The 14,352-nt window shown below is 56.1% G+C and carries 12 protein-coding genes and 1 pseudogene; 6 read left to right on the top strand and 7 right to left on the bottom strand.

All coding sequences use genetic code 11. The annotated features are described in order from the left end of the window. The first annotated feature begins 92 nt into the window (after positions 1 to 92). Complete coding sequence (locus ACILP4_RS07310; RefSeq protein ID WP_395620083.1) at positions 93 to 2,792, top strand: TonB-dependent receptor; 2,700 nt, start codon at positions 93 to 95, stop codon at positions 2,790 to 2,792. Between the two features lie 76 nt (positions 2,793 to 2,868). Here ACILP4_RS07310 and ACILP4_RS07305 read toward each other — a convergent pair whose 3' ends face one another. From ACILP4_RS07305 to ACILP4_RS07275, 7 genes are all read right to left on the bottom strand, one after another. Then, complete coding sequence (locus tag ACILP4_RS07305; RefSeq protein ID WP_395620082.1) at positions 2,869 to 4,965, bottom strand: sodium-translocating pyrophosphatase; 2,097 nt, start codon at positions 4,963 to 4,965, stop codon at positions 2,869 to 2,871. Between the two features lie 146 nt (positions 4,966 to 5,111). Continuing rightward, entirely contained in the window at positions 5,112 to 6,029 is a 918-nt protein-coding gene (gene thiL, locus ACILP4_RS07300; RefSeq protein ID WP_395620081.1) for a thiamine-phosphate kinase, read from the bottom strand. A 126-nt stretch (positions 6,030 to 6,155) separates the two neighbouring features. Next, positions 6,156 to 6,617 (bottom strand): transcription antitermination factor NusB, encoded by a 462-nt coding sequence (nusB, locus tag ACILP4_RS07295; protein ID WP_395620080.1) that lies wholly within the window; start codon positions 6,615 to 6,617, stop codon positions 6,156 to 6,158. Then, the gene (gene hisD, locus ACILP4_RS07290; RefSeq protein ID WP_395620079.1) at positions 6,614 to 7,903 is read right to left on the bottom strand and encodes a histidinol dehydrogenase; all 1,290 of its coding nucleotides are present in this window, start codon (positions 7,901 to 7,903) and stop codon (positions 6,614 to 6,616) included. The genes nusB and hisD overlap by 4 nt, the downstream gene beginning before the upstream one ends. Then, on the bottom strand, positions 7,890 to 8,546 hold the full coding sequence (gene hisG, locus ACILP4_RS07285; RefSeq protein ID WP_395620078.1) for an ATP phosphoribosyltransferase: 657 nt from the start codon (positions 8,544 to 8,546) through the stop codon (positions 7,890 to 7,892). The genes hisD and hisG overlap by 14 nt, the downstream gene beginning before the upstream one ends. Positions 8,547 to 8,611: 65 nt before the next feature. After that, a complete protein-coding gene (locus ACILP4_RS07280) occupies positions 8,612 to 9,526 on the bottom strand; it encodes an alpha/beta fold hydrolase (protein WP_395620077.1) in 915 nt (304 codons plus the stop codon). A gap of 28 nt (positions 9,527 to 9,554) precedes the next feature. Then, on the bottom strand, positions 9,555 to 9,833 hold the full coding sequence (locus ACILP4_RS07275; RefSeq protein ID WP_395620076.1) for a BolA family protein: 279 nt from the start codon (positions 9,831 to 9,833) through the stop codon (positions 9,555 to 9,557). Positions 9,834 to 9,876: 43 nt separating this feature from the next. Between ACILP4_RS07275 and ACILP4_RS07270 the strand changes: the two genes are divergently transcribed. From ACILP4_RS07270 to ACILP4_RS07250, 5 genes and pseudogenes are all read left to right on the top strand, one after another. Continuing rightward, entirely contained in the window at positions 9,877 to 10,473 is a 597-nt protein-coding gene (locus ACILP4_RS07270) for a J domain-containing protein (RefSeq protein ID WP_395620075.1), read from the top strand. A 10-nt stretch (positions 10,474 to 10,483) separates the two neighbouring features. Next, complete coding sequence (gene cobS / locus ACILP4_RS07265; protein ID WP_395620074.1) at positions 10,484 to 11,479, top strand: cobaltochelatase subunit CobS; 996 nt, start codon at positions 10,484 to 10,486, stop codon at positions 11,477 to 11,479. A gap of 39 nt (positions 11,480 to 11,518) precedes the next feature. Further along, entirely contained in the window at positions 11,519 to 12,055 is a 537-nt protein-coding gene (locus ACILP4_RS07260) for a peroxiredoxin (protein WP_395620073.1), read from the top strand. After that, a complete protein-coding gene (locus ACILP4_RS07255) occupies positions 12,055 to 13,251 on the top strand; it encodes an alpha/beta hydrolase (protein WP_395620072.1) in 1,197 nt (398 codons plus the stop codon). Before ACILP4_RS07260 ends, ACILP4_RS07255 begins: the two co-directional genes overlap by 1 nt. Next, positions 13,251 to 14,352, top strand: a pseudogene (locus tag ACILP4_RS07250) (cobaltochelatase subunit CobT); the annotation flags it as partial. The gene ACILP4_RS07255 and the pseudogene ACILP4_RS07250, both read left to right, overlap by 1 nt.

The raw sequence follows: 14,352 nt of genomic DNA, 5'->3' as shown, positions 1-14,352 counted from the left end.
ATTGCGACTAAATGCGGCACAGTTTAGACGGTCGGCCTTGAAAATCGCGTTATGCTTCCGACGTAAGCAAGATGTAAACTGAGCTCCTCCCCATGAAAATATTCCGTTTGAGTGCAATTTTGCTGGCATCGACCGCTGTTCCCGCAATGGCAATGGATGACCTCCAAAGCACGGGCAGTACCGTCGCGATCGCCAATGAAAACATTGAAGATGCTGTTCAGGACGCACCTTCACGCGAAATCATTGTCACGGCTGAACGCATTAGGGGGTCGGTGGACACGGACGTCCCGCCCGTGGAGCAGCTGAACGAGGCTGACATTGCCTCTTTGGGCGCGTCATCATTGACGGATATCGTCGCGGCGGTCGCACCGCAGGCCAATTCCGGGCGTGGACGCGGCGGTGGCATGCCGATCATTTTGCTAAACGGGCAGCGGGTTTCGGGTTTCCGTGAACTGCGTGATTTACCACCAGAAGCGATCCGTCAGGTTCAGATTTTCCCGGAAGAAGTCGCGCTAAAATATGGTTTCCGTCCCGACCAACGGGTAATAAACTTCATCTTGAAGGACAATTTTGCCTCCTTCGCTTCTGAATTCGAACGTGCCCAGCCGCAGGATGGCGGCTTTGCGCGCAATGAATTTGAAACGACCCTAACCCGCATTGGCAAAAACACGCGCTTTAATTTGGATATTGAACTGGAACAGTCCACGGCGCTGACGGAATCCGAACGTGACCTGATATCGTCGGGTGGTTCATTATTGGCGCGTGGCGGCAATATCAGCGGACTTGGCGTCAATGGCGCGATTTCACCTGCCTTAAGCGCGCTTGCCGGAAGCAATGTCACCAAAGCTGGCGTGCCATTGGGTATATCTAACCCGAGCTTGGCGCAATTTGCCAGCACGGCAAACCGCCTGAATGACGGCGATATTGGCGATGTACGGACTTTGCTGCCGCGCACCGAACGGCTTGAAGTGAATGGCACATGGAGCAAATCGCTTGGCCCGCAAACAATCCTGTCACTGAACGCAAATTACGCGCTGACAGGCAACGAATCCTTGCTAGGCTTACCCGGCACAAGCTTTGTTCTGCCCGGCAGCAGCCCGTTTTCACCCTTCGGCCAGGATGTGACGCTCAGCCGCTATTTCGACAGCCCGCGCCCACTTGAACGGGAAAGCGAAACGCATGTTTTCCAGACAGGTAGCACATTCAACCACGCGCTGGGCGGATGGCGTTGGACAGTTACGGGCAATTATGCACGCTCTGCAAATGACACACGCACCACGCGTAACGCAGATTTCACCGCCTTACGCGCTGGCGTTTTGGCCGGAACGACGAACCCCTTTGCCGCCGACTTTGGCGCAAATCTTCTGTTCCTCGCGCCTGATCTTGCCAGCAGCCTGAACCAGAATATGGACATGCGCAGCACCCTTGCAGGAACGGCGCTCAAATTGCCTACGGGCGATGTACAAATAACGTTCGCATCGGGCTTTACCCGCCAAATGCTCGACAGCGAAACATGGCGTTCGGGCGTCACAACCGACATATCCTTGCGCCGGAATATCATGAACCATTCGGTCAATGCGGAATTGCCGCTGACGGGCCGCGATTTCGGCCTTGGCGCCGTGATTGGCGAATGGTCGGTCAATGGCAATATCGGCTATAGCGACCTGTCTGATTTCGGAAAGCTGATGGAGTATGGCGCGGGTCTGCGCTGGGTGCCGGCGCGCAATCTGACCTTCCAAGCATCAATCACGGGCGATGAAAACGCGCCGGGCATCGGCCAATTGGGTAATCCCACTTTAGTCACACCCAATGTGGCAACCTATGATTTTACCCGCGGCGAAAGCCTTTTCATCAACGTCATTACCGGTGGCAACCCTGCCCTGATCGGAGAAAAGCGCCGCGATCTGATATTGAATGCCAATTGGAACCCCGATTTCATCAAGGATTTCGCGCTTCAGTTCAGCTATTTCAAAAACAATAGCCGCAACACAACGGCGGCATTCCCCTTGCTTACGCCAGAGATTGAAGCAGCCTTTGCCAGCCGCGTCGTGCGCGATGTTAATGGCCGCTTAGTCAGCATCGACCAACGTCCGGTGAATTTCGACCGTGAAACGTCACAGCGTATCCGCTGGGGCTTTAACATATCGGGCAATATCGGCACGACCGCGCCTTGGCGTGGACCTGCCGGTGGCCCTCCTGCTGCTGCGGCAGGCGCTCCTAGCGCGCCACGGGCTGCAGGCGGCGGCTTTGGTGGTCGCGGCTTTGGTGGTGGCGGCCCCCGTTTTGGCGCACCTGGCGGCGGTCAGCCCAGCCGCTGGAACATCGCCCTCTATCATACCTACCGCATAGAAGACGAAATCCTTATCCGTCCCGGCGTGCCTGTGCTCGATTTGCTCAATGGTTCAGCCACCAGCAGCAATGGCGGGGCGTCCCGTCATGAAGTCGAGCTTTCGGGCGGTCTGTTCCACAAAGGTTTTGGCTTCCGGCTACAAGGGACGTATAAGAGCGACACCAGCGCCGACGGCACTGGCCTTGCCGGTAGCAATGACCTGCGGTTTAGCGACGTTGCCGTCATTGGCGCGTTCTTGTTCGTTAACCTGGACCAACAAGCCAGCGTCACAAAAGCCCTGCCGTTGCTGAAAGGTAGCCGCATTTCCTTCAGGATTGAAAATATCCTGAATGATATTGTCGATGTCCGCGACCAGAATGGCAATGTGCCGCTGGGCTATCAGCCCGGCTATATCGACCCGCGTGGCCGGGTATTTGAATTGAGTTTCAGAAAGCGTTTCTAACCAATCGGAATAGCGCATAAAAAACCCCGCCGGAATTGCTTCCAGCGGGGTTTCTAAGCTTAAAAATCTTTAAGCGTTACATGCCGCCATGGGCCAGTGCTGCCAAGAGGAGCAAGGCCACGATATTCGTGATCTTGATCATTGGGTTCACAGCAGGTCCAGCGGTGTCCTTATAAGGATCACCCACGGTGTCGCCGGTTACGGCTGCCTTATGGGCCTCCGAACCTTTACCGCCATGGTTGCCGTCTTCGATATATTTCTTGGCATTGTCCCATGCGCCGCCACCCGATGTCATCGAGATCGCAACGAAAAGACCGCCAACAATCACACCCAGCAGGAGCGCGCCGAGAGCAGCAAAGCCCTCCGCCTGACCTGCAACGGCCGTGATGACGAAATACACAGCAATTGGCGTCAGTACCGGCAGCAAGGACGGAATAATCATTTCCTTAATTGCTGCCTTGGTGACCAAATCGACGGTACGCGCATAATCTGGCTTTGACTTGTAGGTCATGATGCCGGGGTCGTTCGCGAACTGGTCACGCACGTCCTTCACCACTTCGCCAGCCGCACGGCCCACAGCCGTCATACCCATTGCCCCAAACAAATAGGGCAGAAGCGCACCGAGCAGAAGCCCAACGATGACATAGGGGTTTTCAAGGCTGAAATTCACCGCAAGCTCAGGGAAATATTCCCTAAGGTCGGCGGTGTAACAGGCGAACAGCACCAATGCTGCCAGGCCTGCCGAACCAATGGCATAACCCTTGGTCACAGCCTTTGTCGTGTTACCTACGGCATCCAACGCATCGGTCTTTTCACGGACGGAATCGTCGAGGCCAGCCATTTCAGCAATACCACCGGCATTGTCGGTAACAGGGCCATAAGCGTCAAGCGCCACGACCATACCCGCCAACGCCAACATGGCCGTTGCGGCAAAGGCAATGCCGATCACGCCAGCCAATTGATAGGCAATGATGATACCTGCGCAGATTACAATCGTTGGCATCGCGGTGGATTCAAGGCTGATTGCCAGACCTTGAATAACGTTGGTGCCGTGACCCGTTTCCGATGCCTTCGCAATCGAACGGACCGGACGGTAATTGGTACCGGTATAATATTCGGTGATCCAGATGATCAGGCCAGTGATGACAAGACCAAGCAACGAGCAATAGAATAATGTCCGGCCGGTGAACCCGCCAACATCATTTGTCATGCCGCCAAGTGCGAAGTCGATGGCAAACCAGATCGCCGGAACCGACAATATGGCCGTAACCAAAAAGCCCTTGTACATCGCGCCCATGATATTCTTTCCGCCGCCAAGACGGACGAAATAGGTACCGATGATCGAAGTGATGACGCATACGCCGCCAATTAACAATGGCAAGCTCATGAGGTTCATGAACAACCCAGTGTCTGTCACGCCCTGCACCAGCAAAGCGATCAACACCATCGTTGCACCAACGGTCACAACATAGGTTTCGAACAAGTCAGCGGCCATACCTGCGCAATCGCCGACATTGTCACCAACGTTATCTGCGATAACGGCGGGGTTGCGTGGATCGTCTTCGGGAATACCTGCCTCAACCTTGCCGACTAGGTCAGCGCCGACGTCAGCGGCCTTGGTAAAGATACCACCGCCCAAACGTGCGAAGATGGAGATCAGCGACGCGCCAAATGCCAATGCAACAAGCGCATCGATCACTGGGCGGCTGTTCGGGGCCATCATGGCTACGTCCGTCAGATACCAGAAGAACACGGCAATCGCGAGCAAGGCAAGACCAGCGACGAGCATGCCGGTAATCGCGCCTGCGCGGAACGCCATGGTCAAACCGGCCTGAAGCCCGGTTTGCGCCGCAGCGGCCGTCCGCACATTTGCGCGCACCGAAATGTTCATTCCGATATAGCCCGCAACGCCCGAAAGCACCGCGCCAATGACGAAACCAACGGTTGGAATGACGCCCAAGAACAACGCCACCAACACCGCAACCACGACGCCTACGATAGCGATGGTCCGATATTGACGGCCAAGATAGGCTTTTGCACCTTCTTGAATGGCCGCGGCGATTTCCTGCATTTTATCATTGCCGGCGGGTGCACTCAGCACCTGACGGCTGGTTACAAAACCGTACACGACGGCCAGTAACCCGCATAATATTGCGATAATTGTCAGAGACATGAAATTATCTCTCCCCTCCTGTTTATAAACAACAATTGATGCCACTCTCCTCCCGAGAAGCGCAAGCAGAGAGGGTATAAGGCGCGCTTATAAGCTATGGCAACCCATAAAAGCCGCCAGCGTCTCCGCCTGAGCCCCTGTTTGTATCATTGATGTTGATAACCAAGCGTGGGCGGTAGCTTTACCGGCGCCTCGCCATGTTTTAATGTCAGTCCACCGCCGGAAACCACGCGGCCAATAGCTGTTGCGCACGCGGATGTCGGGGCTTCCGGCGCTGCAGTGAATAGCAATTGATAGTCGTCGCCCCAGCTTGCCGCCTGCATACGGCTTTCAAGGCTGTCTGTGCGATAGCTGATGTAAAGCGGCGATAAAGGCACGCACGCAAGGTCGATTTCTATGCCAATCTGGCTGGCGGTTGCCAATCGCTCTGCATCGAGCAGCAAACCATCCGACACATCCATCATCGCGGTGACAATCGGCGCAAGCTTTTGGCCGTCGGCCACCCGCGCGACGGGCCGATTGAACGCATCCGCCAGCGGGCCAACTTCGTCAAAACCAGCGTCAATCAGCTCAAATCCCGCCAATGCATCGCCGAGCGTTCCCGTCACATATAAAATGTCGCCTATTTGCGCGCCCGACCGTGAAGGAACCGGACGATGCGTAGCCATGCCCAAGGCCGTCAGCCCAAGCGCACGCTTATCCCCGCGGTTGGCAACGGTATCTCCGCCAAGCAAAGCCACGTTATAATGCGCCAACGCATTTTCCAGCCCAGCCGCAAACGCCCTGTCCCACGCGTCATCGCCCAGCATGAAGCCAAGCAACACACCGATGGGTGATGCACCCTTTGCAGCCAAATCGGACAAGTTGGACGCCAATAGCTTCCACGCAACATCGGCGGGATTGGCGTTCGACCGGAAATGTACGCCCTCCGCCATCATGTCATGCGTGATAATCAACGACGCATCGCCAATATCGACGACCGCTACATCGTCCAGCAATCCCCGCGCCGCAGGGTCAGTGGCAAAGCCACGCAATAAGTTGATGAAGCCGGATTCGGTGGTCATAAAATCTCCGCTCCCTTCCCCCATGTTGTCATCGCGAACTTGTTTGGCCTCTGGTCATTTCATTCCGGGATAACAAGCAACCGCCGCATGGTGTCCTGAAACAAGTTCAGGACGACGATAGAACCGTTACCCCCGAACGTCCTTCGCAACGGCATCCAGCAAGCCATTGACGAACTTCGCGTCCTTAGTGTCAAAAAACGCATGGGCAACGTCGAGATATTCGTCGATGACAGTCGCCGTTGGCACATCTGGCCGCGCGATCAATTCATAGGTACCACAACGCAAAATCTGGAGCATCGTCTTGTCCAAACGATCCATCTTCCATTTCTCGCCCAGCTTTCCATCGACAAGCCCGTCGATTTCCGCACGCCGCGCATCCACGCCTGAGACAACATCATCGAAAAAATCGGGGTCGGCATCGGCATATTGCGCGTCTTCAATTTCCTGACCCAGCCGGTGCGAATGAAATTCATTCAAAAGCCGCGCAATGCCGATGTCTTCCATATCCATTTGATACAACGCCTGCACCGACGCCAGACGGGCCGCAGAACGGGATTTGGATTTGGCACTGGCGTTATTGGCACTCATAATCTTTTCCTGACACTCGCCGCATGGGCAGGTAAACCTTCGGCATCAGCGAGCGTTGCCGCCGCCGGACCAATTTTGTTGATAGCATGTTGATCAAGTGCGATGAAGCTGGTCCGCTTCATGAAATCGAGCACCGACAGGCCAGACGCAAAACGCGCGCGCCGCCCGGTGGGCAATACATGATTTGGTCCGGCGACATAATCACCAATCGCCTCGGGCGTCATGCGGCCCAAAAATACCGAGCCTGCGTGACGGACAAGGCCAAACAACTTTTCTGCGCGGTCATCATCGACGGCCAGCTCCAGATGCTCCGCTGCCAGCCGGTTGACCAAAGGCATTGCACCTTCCAGATCATCGACCACGATAATCGCGCCAAAATCCGTCCAACTGGCCCGCGCAACCGCGCCCGTGGAAAGCATCGCAATTTGCGTGTCAACGGCAGCCGCGACTTGGGTGGCAAAATCGGCATTGTCCGTGAACAATATCGACTGGCTCGTTGGATCATGCTCGGCCTGACTTAAAAGGTCCGCCGCAATCCATTCGGGGTCGTTTTGGGCATCTGCCACCACGACGATTTCCGATGGGCCAGCCACCATGTCGATGCCCACCACACCGTATAGCTGCCGTTTTGCCTCGGCCACCCACGCGTTGCCGGGGCCGGTTATGACGTCGACTGGACGGATGCGTTCGGTTCCATAAGCCAATGCCGCAATCGCCTGCGCCCCGCCGACACGCCAGATTTCGTCCACGCCCGCCAAATGCGCGGCGGCCATGACGGTCTGGTTTGTTTCGCCGCCGGGTGTTGGCGTGACCATGACGATCCGTTCAACGCCTGCCACCTTAGCGGGAATAGCATTCATCAATACCGACGATGGATAGGCCGCACGGCCACCGGGAACATATACCCCCGCCGCATCGACCGCCGACCAGCGCGCGCCTAAACGTACATTGTCGCTGTCCCGATAATCCCGGTCTTCGGGCAATTGCGCGGTGTGATAGGCCTCAATGCGCTTCGCCGCGAGCGTCAATGCATCGCGCAAATCAGGCTCCAGCGCGTCATAGGCCGCCTTGCACTGCGCCGCGTCAATCTGCCAACCAGCATTGTTAAGATCGAAACCGTCAAAGCGCTGTGTCATTTCCGCTAACGTCACATCGCCATGCGTGCGGACATCTTTTATGGTTTGCGCAACGGTGCTTGAGACATCGGCATCGGCCTCACGCCGGCCATTGACCAACGCGTCAAATGCATCCGCAAAACCAATGTTAGAGGAATCAAGCCGCTGCACGTGCGCCCGTCAATTCCCTGAAACGTTGCACCATCGCAGGAATAGTCCCGCTCATCATTTTATACGCCGCGCGATTGACGATCAGCCGCGCCGATACTTGGGAAATGACCGCCGTTTCAACAAGGCCATTTTCGGCGAGCGTTTTGCCCGACGATACCAGATCGACAATTCGTCCCGAAAGCCCAAGCGAAGGCGCAAGTTCCATCGCGCCATTCAACTTCACACATTCGGCCTGAATACCGCGCGCATGATAATAACGGCTGGTTGTGCCAGGATATTTGGTAGCCACACGAATATGCCCACCAGTGACATAATCGGGGACGCCCATCGGCATCGCCACCGATATGCGGCAACGGCCAATGCCCAAGTCAACCGGTGCATAAAGTTCAGAATAATCAAATTCATCAATGACATCCGAACCGACAATACCAATCTGCGCCGCGCCATGGGCAACAAAGGTCGCCACATCGAAAGCGCGGACGCGAATGATGCTGATTGCAGGATCATTAGTCGCGAACAAAAGCGCACGGCTTGCCTCGTCAAAGAAGGCGGCTTCAGGCTCTATGCCCGCCGCCTGCATCAACGGCAAAGCCTCGTCGAGTATCCGCCCCTTGGGGATAGCAAAGATGATTGGTTCAGTCACAATGACCGCGCTTTACGGGTCGCGGGCGGAAAGGGCAATATGGCAGAAAATATAGGCGACTATGATTAACTCAGAAACCTATCCATCGCTGCGTTCACCGCATCGTGTTGTTCCCAAATGACGAAATGCCCGCAATTCTCGACTGGCGCGATGGTGACGTCTGGCACCAATTGTGCGATGCCGTCGATATTGCTCGGCGGCAAAGCTAAGTCATCCATCGCCCAAATTACTAAGGTCGGGATCATCAACGGCGGAAATGCGCCAGCAGCAAAGGCCGGGATTTCGGCATCCTCGCCCATCGCCGGCACAACTAACGCAGAAGCGCGGTACCAGTTGAGCATGCCAAAACAGGTATCGCGTTTGCTCCAATCGTCCAGCAATGCAGCGCGCTCCTCCGGCTCCATCGCATTTGGCTTGTCCCATTTAATCGTCTTCAACAACAAACCGGTCAGCCCCTGTTCTTGCACCAAGGCGTCGTTCGCCGGATCACGAAAGGCGCGAATATATTGGCTGGATTCGCGCTGGTTCATGTCGGTGATTAACAACCGCTGGAAAATATACGGATGCGGCGCGTTAGCGATAATCGCGCGCGGCACACGCCCCGCCCAAGCGGGGTTAAGCGCGCCGGCTTGCCCATTTAACGCCACGCTCCACGCAATCGCGCCGCCCCAGTCATGGCCCGCAATGATGAATTGCTGCACATGCAACGCATCGGCCAGCGCGAAGATATCGGCGGTCAACTTATCCGCCGTATAGGCTTCCACTTCCTGTGGCTTTGACGTGCCGCGATAGCCTCGCTGATCCGGCGCAATGCAATAAAAACGGTCCGCAAAATGGGCAATCTGGTGCCGCCATGTGCGGTGCGATTCGGGAAAACCGTGCAGGAAGATAATCGCCGGATTTTTGGGATCACCCGCCGTAAACGCATCCATTTCTATACCCGTCGACAGCGACAGGCGGTGCGAAGAAAGTTCGATCATGTCATCACGCTTTTCTGTTATGTCTTATCTAGATCTCGCCGGGTGCATTAACTTTGATCGCCAGCGCATGGACGCGTGTTCCGGGAATGTCGCCCAGCGCCTTGTTCACCATACGCTGCCGCATCAGGCGGGAAACGCCGGTAAAGGCTGCGCTTTCAATTTCTATGGTGAAATGGGATTCGCCGGACCCATCATCGCCGCTATGGCCGTGATGTTTTGCGCTGTCGTTGATGACGGCAAGGCGGGTTGGCGCAAATGCTGTTTCAAGCAGCATTTCCATTTCAAGTTGTGCAGGACCTTTTTTCATGGCCTGCTCTTCCCATATGGCGGGTTTTTCGCCAAGGAAAAACATGGCCTCCGACCGCACCACTGACCGATTTCACGGCCGCGTTCACGCGTCAGGGCGGCCATGCGCCTATCCGCGCTGCGGCGAAGCGGGGGAATTTCGCGCACCTGATCCACAGGGGCAGGCGCCATCGGCGAACGGTCCCGGCGACTATCAATATCTCTGCCTTGACCATGTGCGGCAGTTTAATGCGGGCTATAACTGGTTTGCCGGCATGACCGCCGATGAAATTTCCATGGCGCAAAGCCCGGTGCAATTCTGGCCAAGCGAAACGCGCGCCTTTCGCGCCAATGGCAATGTCGATTCGCCGCCAAAATGGGCGGACTTTAAAGACCCGCTGGACGCTATCTCCACACGGTTCCGGTCGCGTCTACCCAAAGAGCGTGCCGATGGCCATTTTCTGTCGCCAGAGGACCGCAAGGCCCTGCGGACGCTAGGGCTTGGCGAGGATGCCGACCGCCGCGCTTTGCGCAGCGCCTATTCGGCAAAGGTGCGTGCCTATCATCCGGACAAAAATGGCGGTAACCGCTCTTATGAAAAGGCTTTGCAAGACGTGATTGCTGCCTATACGCACCTTAAAACTTCGCCCGCTTTCATTTGACGAGAATAACATGACTGACATCCCAAATATCCAACCCGACAGCCGCGACGCGACTATCCTCGCCTCCCCTGACAAAATGGTCAGCGTGCGGGAATTGTTCGGCATTGATGTGGATATGGAATGCCCCGCTTTCTCTATCGCGGACGAGCGCGTCCCTGACACCGACGAAAGCTATGTCTTTGACCCCGATACCACCCTCGCAATCCTCGCGGGCTTTGCCCATAACCGCCGTGTCATGGTGCAAGGTTATCACGGCACGGGTAAGTCCACGCACATTGAACAGGTTGCAGCGCGCCTAAAATGGCCCTGCATCCGCATCAACTTGGACGCACATATCAGCCGTATCGACCTTATCGGACGCGATGCCATTGTTTTGCGCGATGGGCAGCAAGTGACCGAATTCCGGGAAGGCCTATTGCCTTGGGCGTTGCAGACGCCAACAGCCTTGGTGTTCGACGAATATGATGCTGGCCGCCCTGACGTCATGTTCGTGATCCAGCGCGTTTTGGAAACCGAAGGCAAGCTGACCCTGCTCGACCAAAACCGCGTCATTCGCCCGAACCCCTATTTCCGCCTGTTCGCCACCGCCAACACCGTTGGGCTTGGCGACACAAGCGGGCTGTATCATGGCACGCAAGCGATCAACCAGGGCCAGATGGACCGCTGGAACATTGTCGTTGGCCTGAACTATCTGCCGGCGCAGGTTGAAAGCGAAATCGTTTTGGCTAAGGCTTCAGGCACCGACGCCGCCACCGTTGCCAATATGGTGAAGGTCGCCGAAATGACCCGTCAGGGCTTCATCAATGGCGATATTTCAACGGTGATGAGCCCGCGCACGGTCATTACCTGGGCCCAGAACACCGCGATTTTCAAAAATGTCGGCTTTGCCTTCCGCCTGTCATTCCTCAACAAATGCGATGACGCGGAACGCGCCTTGGTCGCCGAATATTATCAACGCGTTTTTGGCCAAGATTTGCCGGAAAGCGTCGTTGGCAAAGCAAAGTAAGCACGGGCTATTTCGCCACTTCAGTTGAAGGAACGCATTATGAAACGCTTCGCACTAGCTCTCGCGCTGATGATTTCTGCATCACCTGCATTTGCCGCGTTGAAACCCGGGACACGCGCAACCGATTTCACTACGCAAGCCGTGTTGGCCGGCAAGGCGGACACCTTCAACCTGAACAAGGCTTTGAAAAACGGTCCCGTGGTGCTGTATTTTTATCCCAAAGCGTTCACATCAGGTTGTACCGTTGAGGCGCATGAATTTTCCGAAGCCGCCGATGATTTTGCCGCCTACGGCGCGTCCATCGTCGGCATGTCAGCAGATAATCTGGAGACATTGAAGCGCTTTTCGGTCGAAGCCTGCCGCAACAAATTCATGGTCGGCATTGCGACCAAGCCTATGATCAAAAATTACAAGGTCGGTCTGCCGATGATGGGCGGCACTAACCGGACGACCTATGTCATCGCGCCCGATGGCAAGATATTGTTCGCTTATTCACAGTTGGGTGTGAAAGGCCATGTTTCCGGCGCGCTGAACGCGGTCAAGGCATGGCATGCGGCGAACCCCAAGCGGAAATAATGCGTAAAATCGTCGTCCTGCTTTTGCTTTCATTGCTGTCCGGTTGCACCGTGGCCGTCAAATATGGCGATGTGCTGCACAGTAAGCTGGCGGAAAACCCACGCTGCAATCCCGCGCAGAATGAGGACGCGGCGATAGCCGGAAAAGACCATTTCATTGTTACCAGCCGCCTACCCGACTGCCGCAGCGACACTATCCTACTGACCAATCACAGGGCTGATCGCGTGCGCTACGCCCGCTTTGCGCCGCCGCAAAAGATCAAGCCTGCAAAAGGCGATACGCAGGTGACTGTGCCACTTGCATTCCAACCGGAGGATGCATGGTGGGATAGTCTGCGTGATGCGGCGAACCTGCGTAAGGGCCGCGTACTGATATATGTCCATGGCTATCGCGAAACGCTGCAAACGACTGCCCGCGACGCGGTGCAGATTGGCGCAATGAGTAATTTTGACGGACCAATCATCCATTATAGCTGGCCCTCACAAGGCAATTTGCTGAGCTACGCCGTTGATGAAACCAACATGTATTGGGACCAACGCAATTTCAGCAATTTCCTGACAAAATTGGCGCGGACGGAGTGGGTCAAGGAAATCGTTCTTGTCTCCCATTCGCTTGGCGCACGGCTTGTTATTCCGGCGGTTGAATATGTTGACCGCACGTCTACCAACGCAGATTCGAGCAATATTTCCAATATCATATTGGCTTCGCCCGATGTGGATCGTGAAGATTTTGAACGCGACATCGCGGAAGAAGTCCTCGCCGCGCGGCGCGTCAATAATGACCGGCGGGTGACAGTCTATGCGTCACTTAGCGACCGGGCGCTGGCGGTATCACGCGCGGTGCATGGCTATCCGCGTTTGGGTTCGCCTTATTGCTTCAACCCATTTGAGGCGCAGGAATTAAAGGCAAAGGGCCTCCCGCAACGCTGCTTTGCGACGAAGACGACATATCAGACCGAGCCTGCCAAAACCGGCTTCACTATTATCGATACCACCGATGTTTCCGGCGGAGGCGCGGGCCATAGCGATTATTTGCGTAGCTTTGCCGTATGCAAGGATTTTGCGGCGGTTGTGAACGGTGCCCGCATGACCGAGGATCGTGTGGCGACCAAGGACGCGCATGTATTCACCCTGCGCGCGCCTGTGAAACCGACAAAAGAAGACATTGCCTTTATGTGCAAGAGGTTGCCCGATTAATGTCCAACGAAACCCCTCTTGAGCAATTTAAACAGGTCCTGACCGGTACCGCGCGCGCTCTCGCGCATGAGCCGGAGGTAGAATTGGCCTTCACCGCCGATGCGCCAAGCCAGGCGGGCAAAAATTTCAAAGTCCCCATGCCAGGTCGCTTGCTTCCGCCCGACCAAGTGGCCGAGGCACGCGGCTTCGCCGACAGCTTTGCGTTGAAGTTGAAGCATCATAATCCGGCGCAGCATGCCGCTTTGCGCCCATCCGAAGTGATTGCGGGCGCAGCTTTTGATGCCGTGGAAAATGCGCGGGTTGAGGCGCTGGGCTCGCGCAATATGGCCGGGATTGCCGCCAATCTTAGCCATGCACTTGAACTCAAAATGCGCACCGATCCGATTGCCCGCGCACAAGCCCCTGACGAAGTGCCGATCTCCACAGCCTTATCGCTGATCGTGCGCGAACGCCTGACCGGCGCAGCTGTGCCTGAGGGTGCCGCCGCTGGCGTCGATATGTTGCGCGGTTGGATTGAGGAAAATGCTGGCAGTGACTTGGACGCGCTGGCGTTGGCGTTGGACGATCAAGGCGCATTTGCCAAGCTGACGCAGTCCATGCTGGAGCATCTGAACCTCACCGAAGGTGATATCGATCCGTCTGATGCCGATGACGGCGGCGATGATGCAGAAGATGCGCAAGACCAAGACGGCGATAGCGAAGATGACGGCGACGGCGAAGCAGGCCAAGCCGAAGCCCGCGCCGAACCGCAGCAGGGCGAAGGCGAAGAAACTGAAGCCGATTATGACGGCGAAGATATGGACGACCAAGATGGCGCCGACGGCGAAATGGGCGATGACGGGATGCAGCCTGTCACACCGCAGCGCCGCAATTGGGACCATCTGCCGCAGAGCGACTATAAAATCTGGTCGACCAAATATGACGAGACGATCACCGCGACCGAACTTGCTGACGAAGAAGAACTGAACCGACTGCGCGCGTATCTTGATCAGCAATTATCGAACTTGCAATCGGTGGTCACAAAACTCGCCAACCGCCTGCAACGCCGCTTGATGGCGCAACAAAACCGCAGTTGGGATTTCGACCAAGAAGAAGGCATGA

The organism is Sphingorhabdus sp. (genome assembly GCF_044239045.1).
Classification (GTDB): domain Bacteria; phylum Pseudomonadota; class Alphaproteobacteria; order Sphingomonadales; family Sphingomonadaceae; genus Sphingorhabdus_B.
Note: the sequence above shows the minus strand (reverse complement) of the source record. Positions and strands in the feature narration are given on the sequence as shown.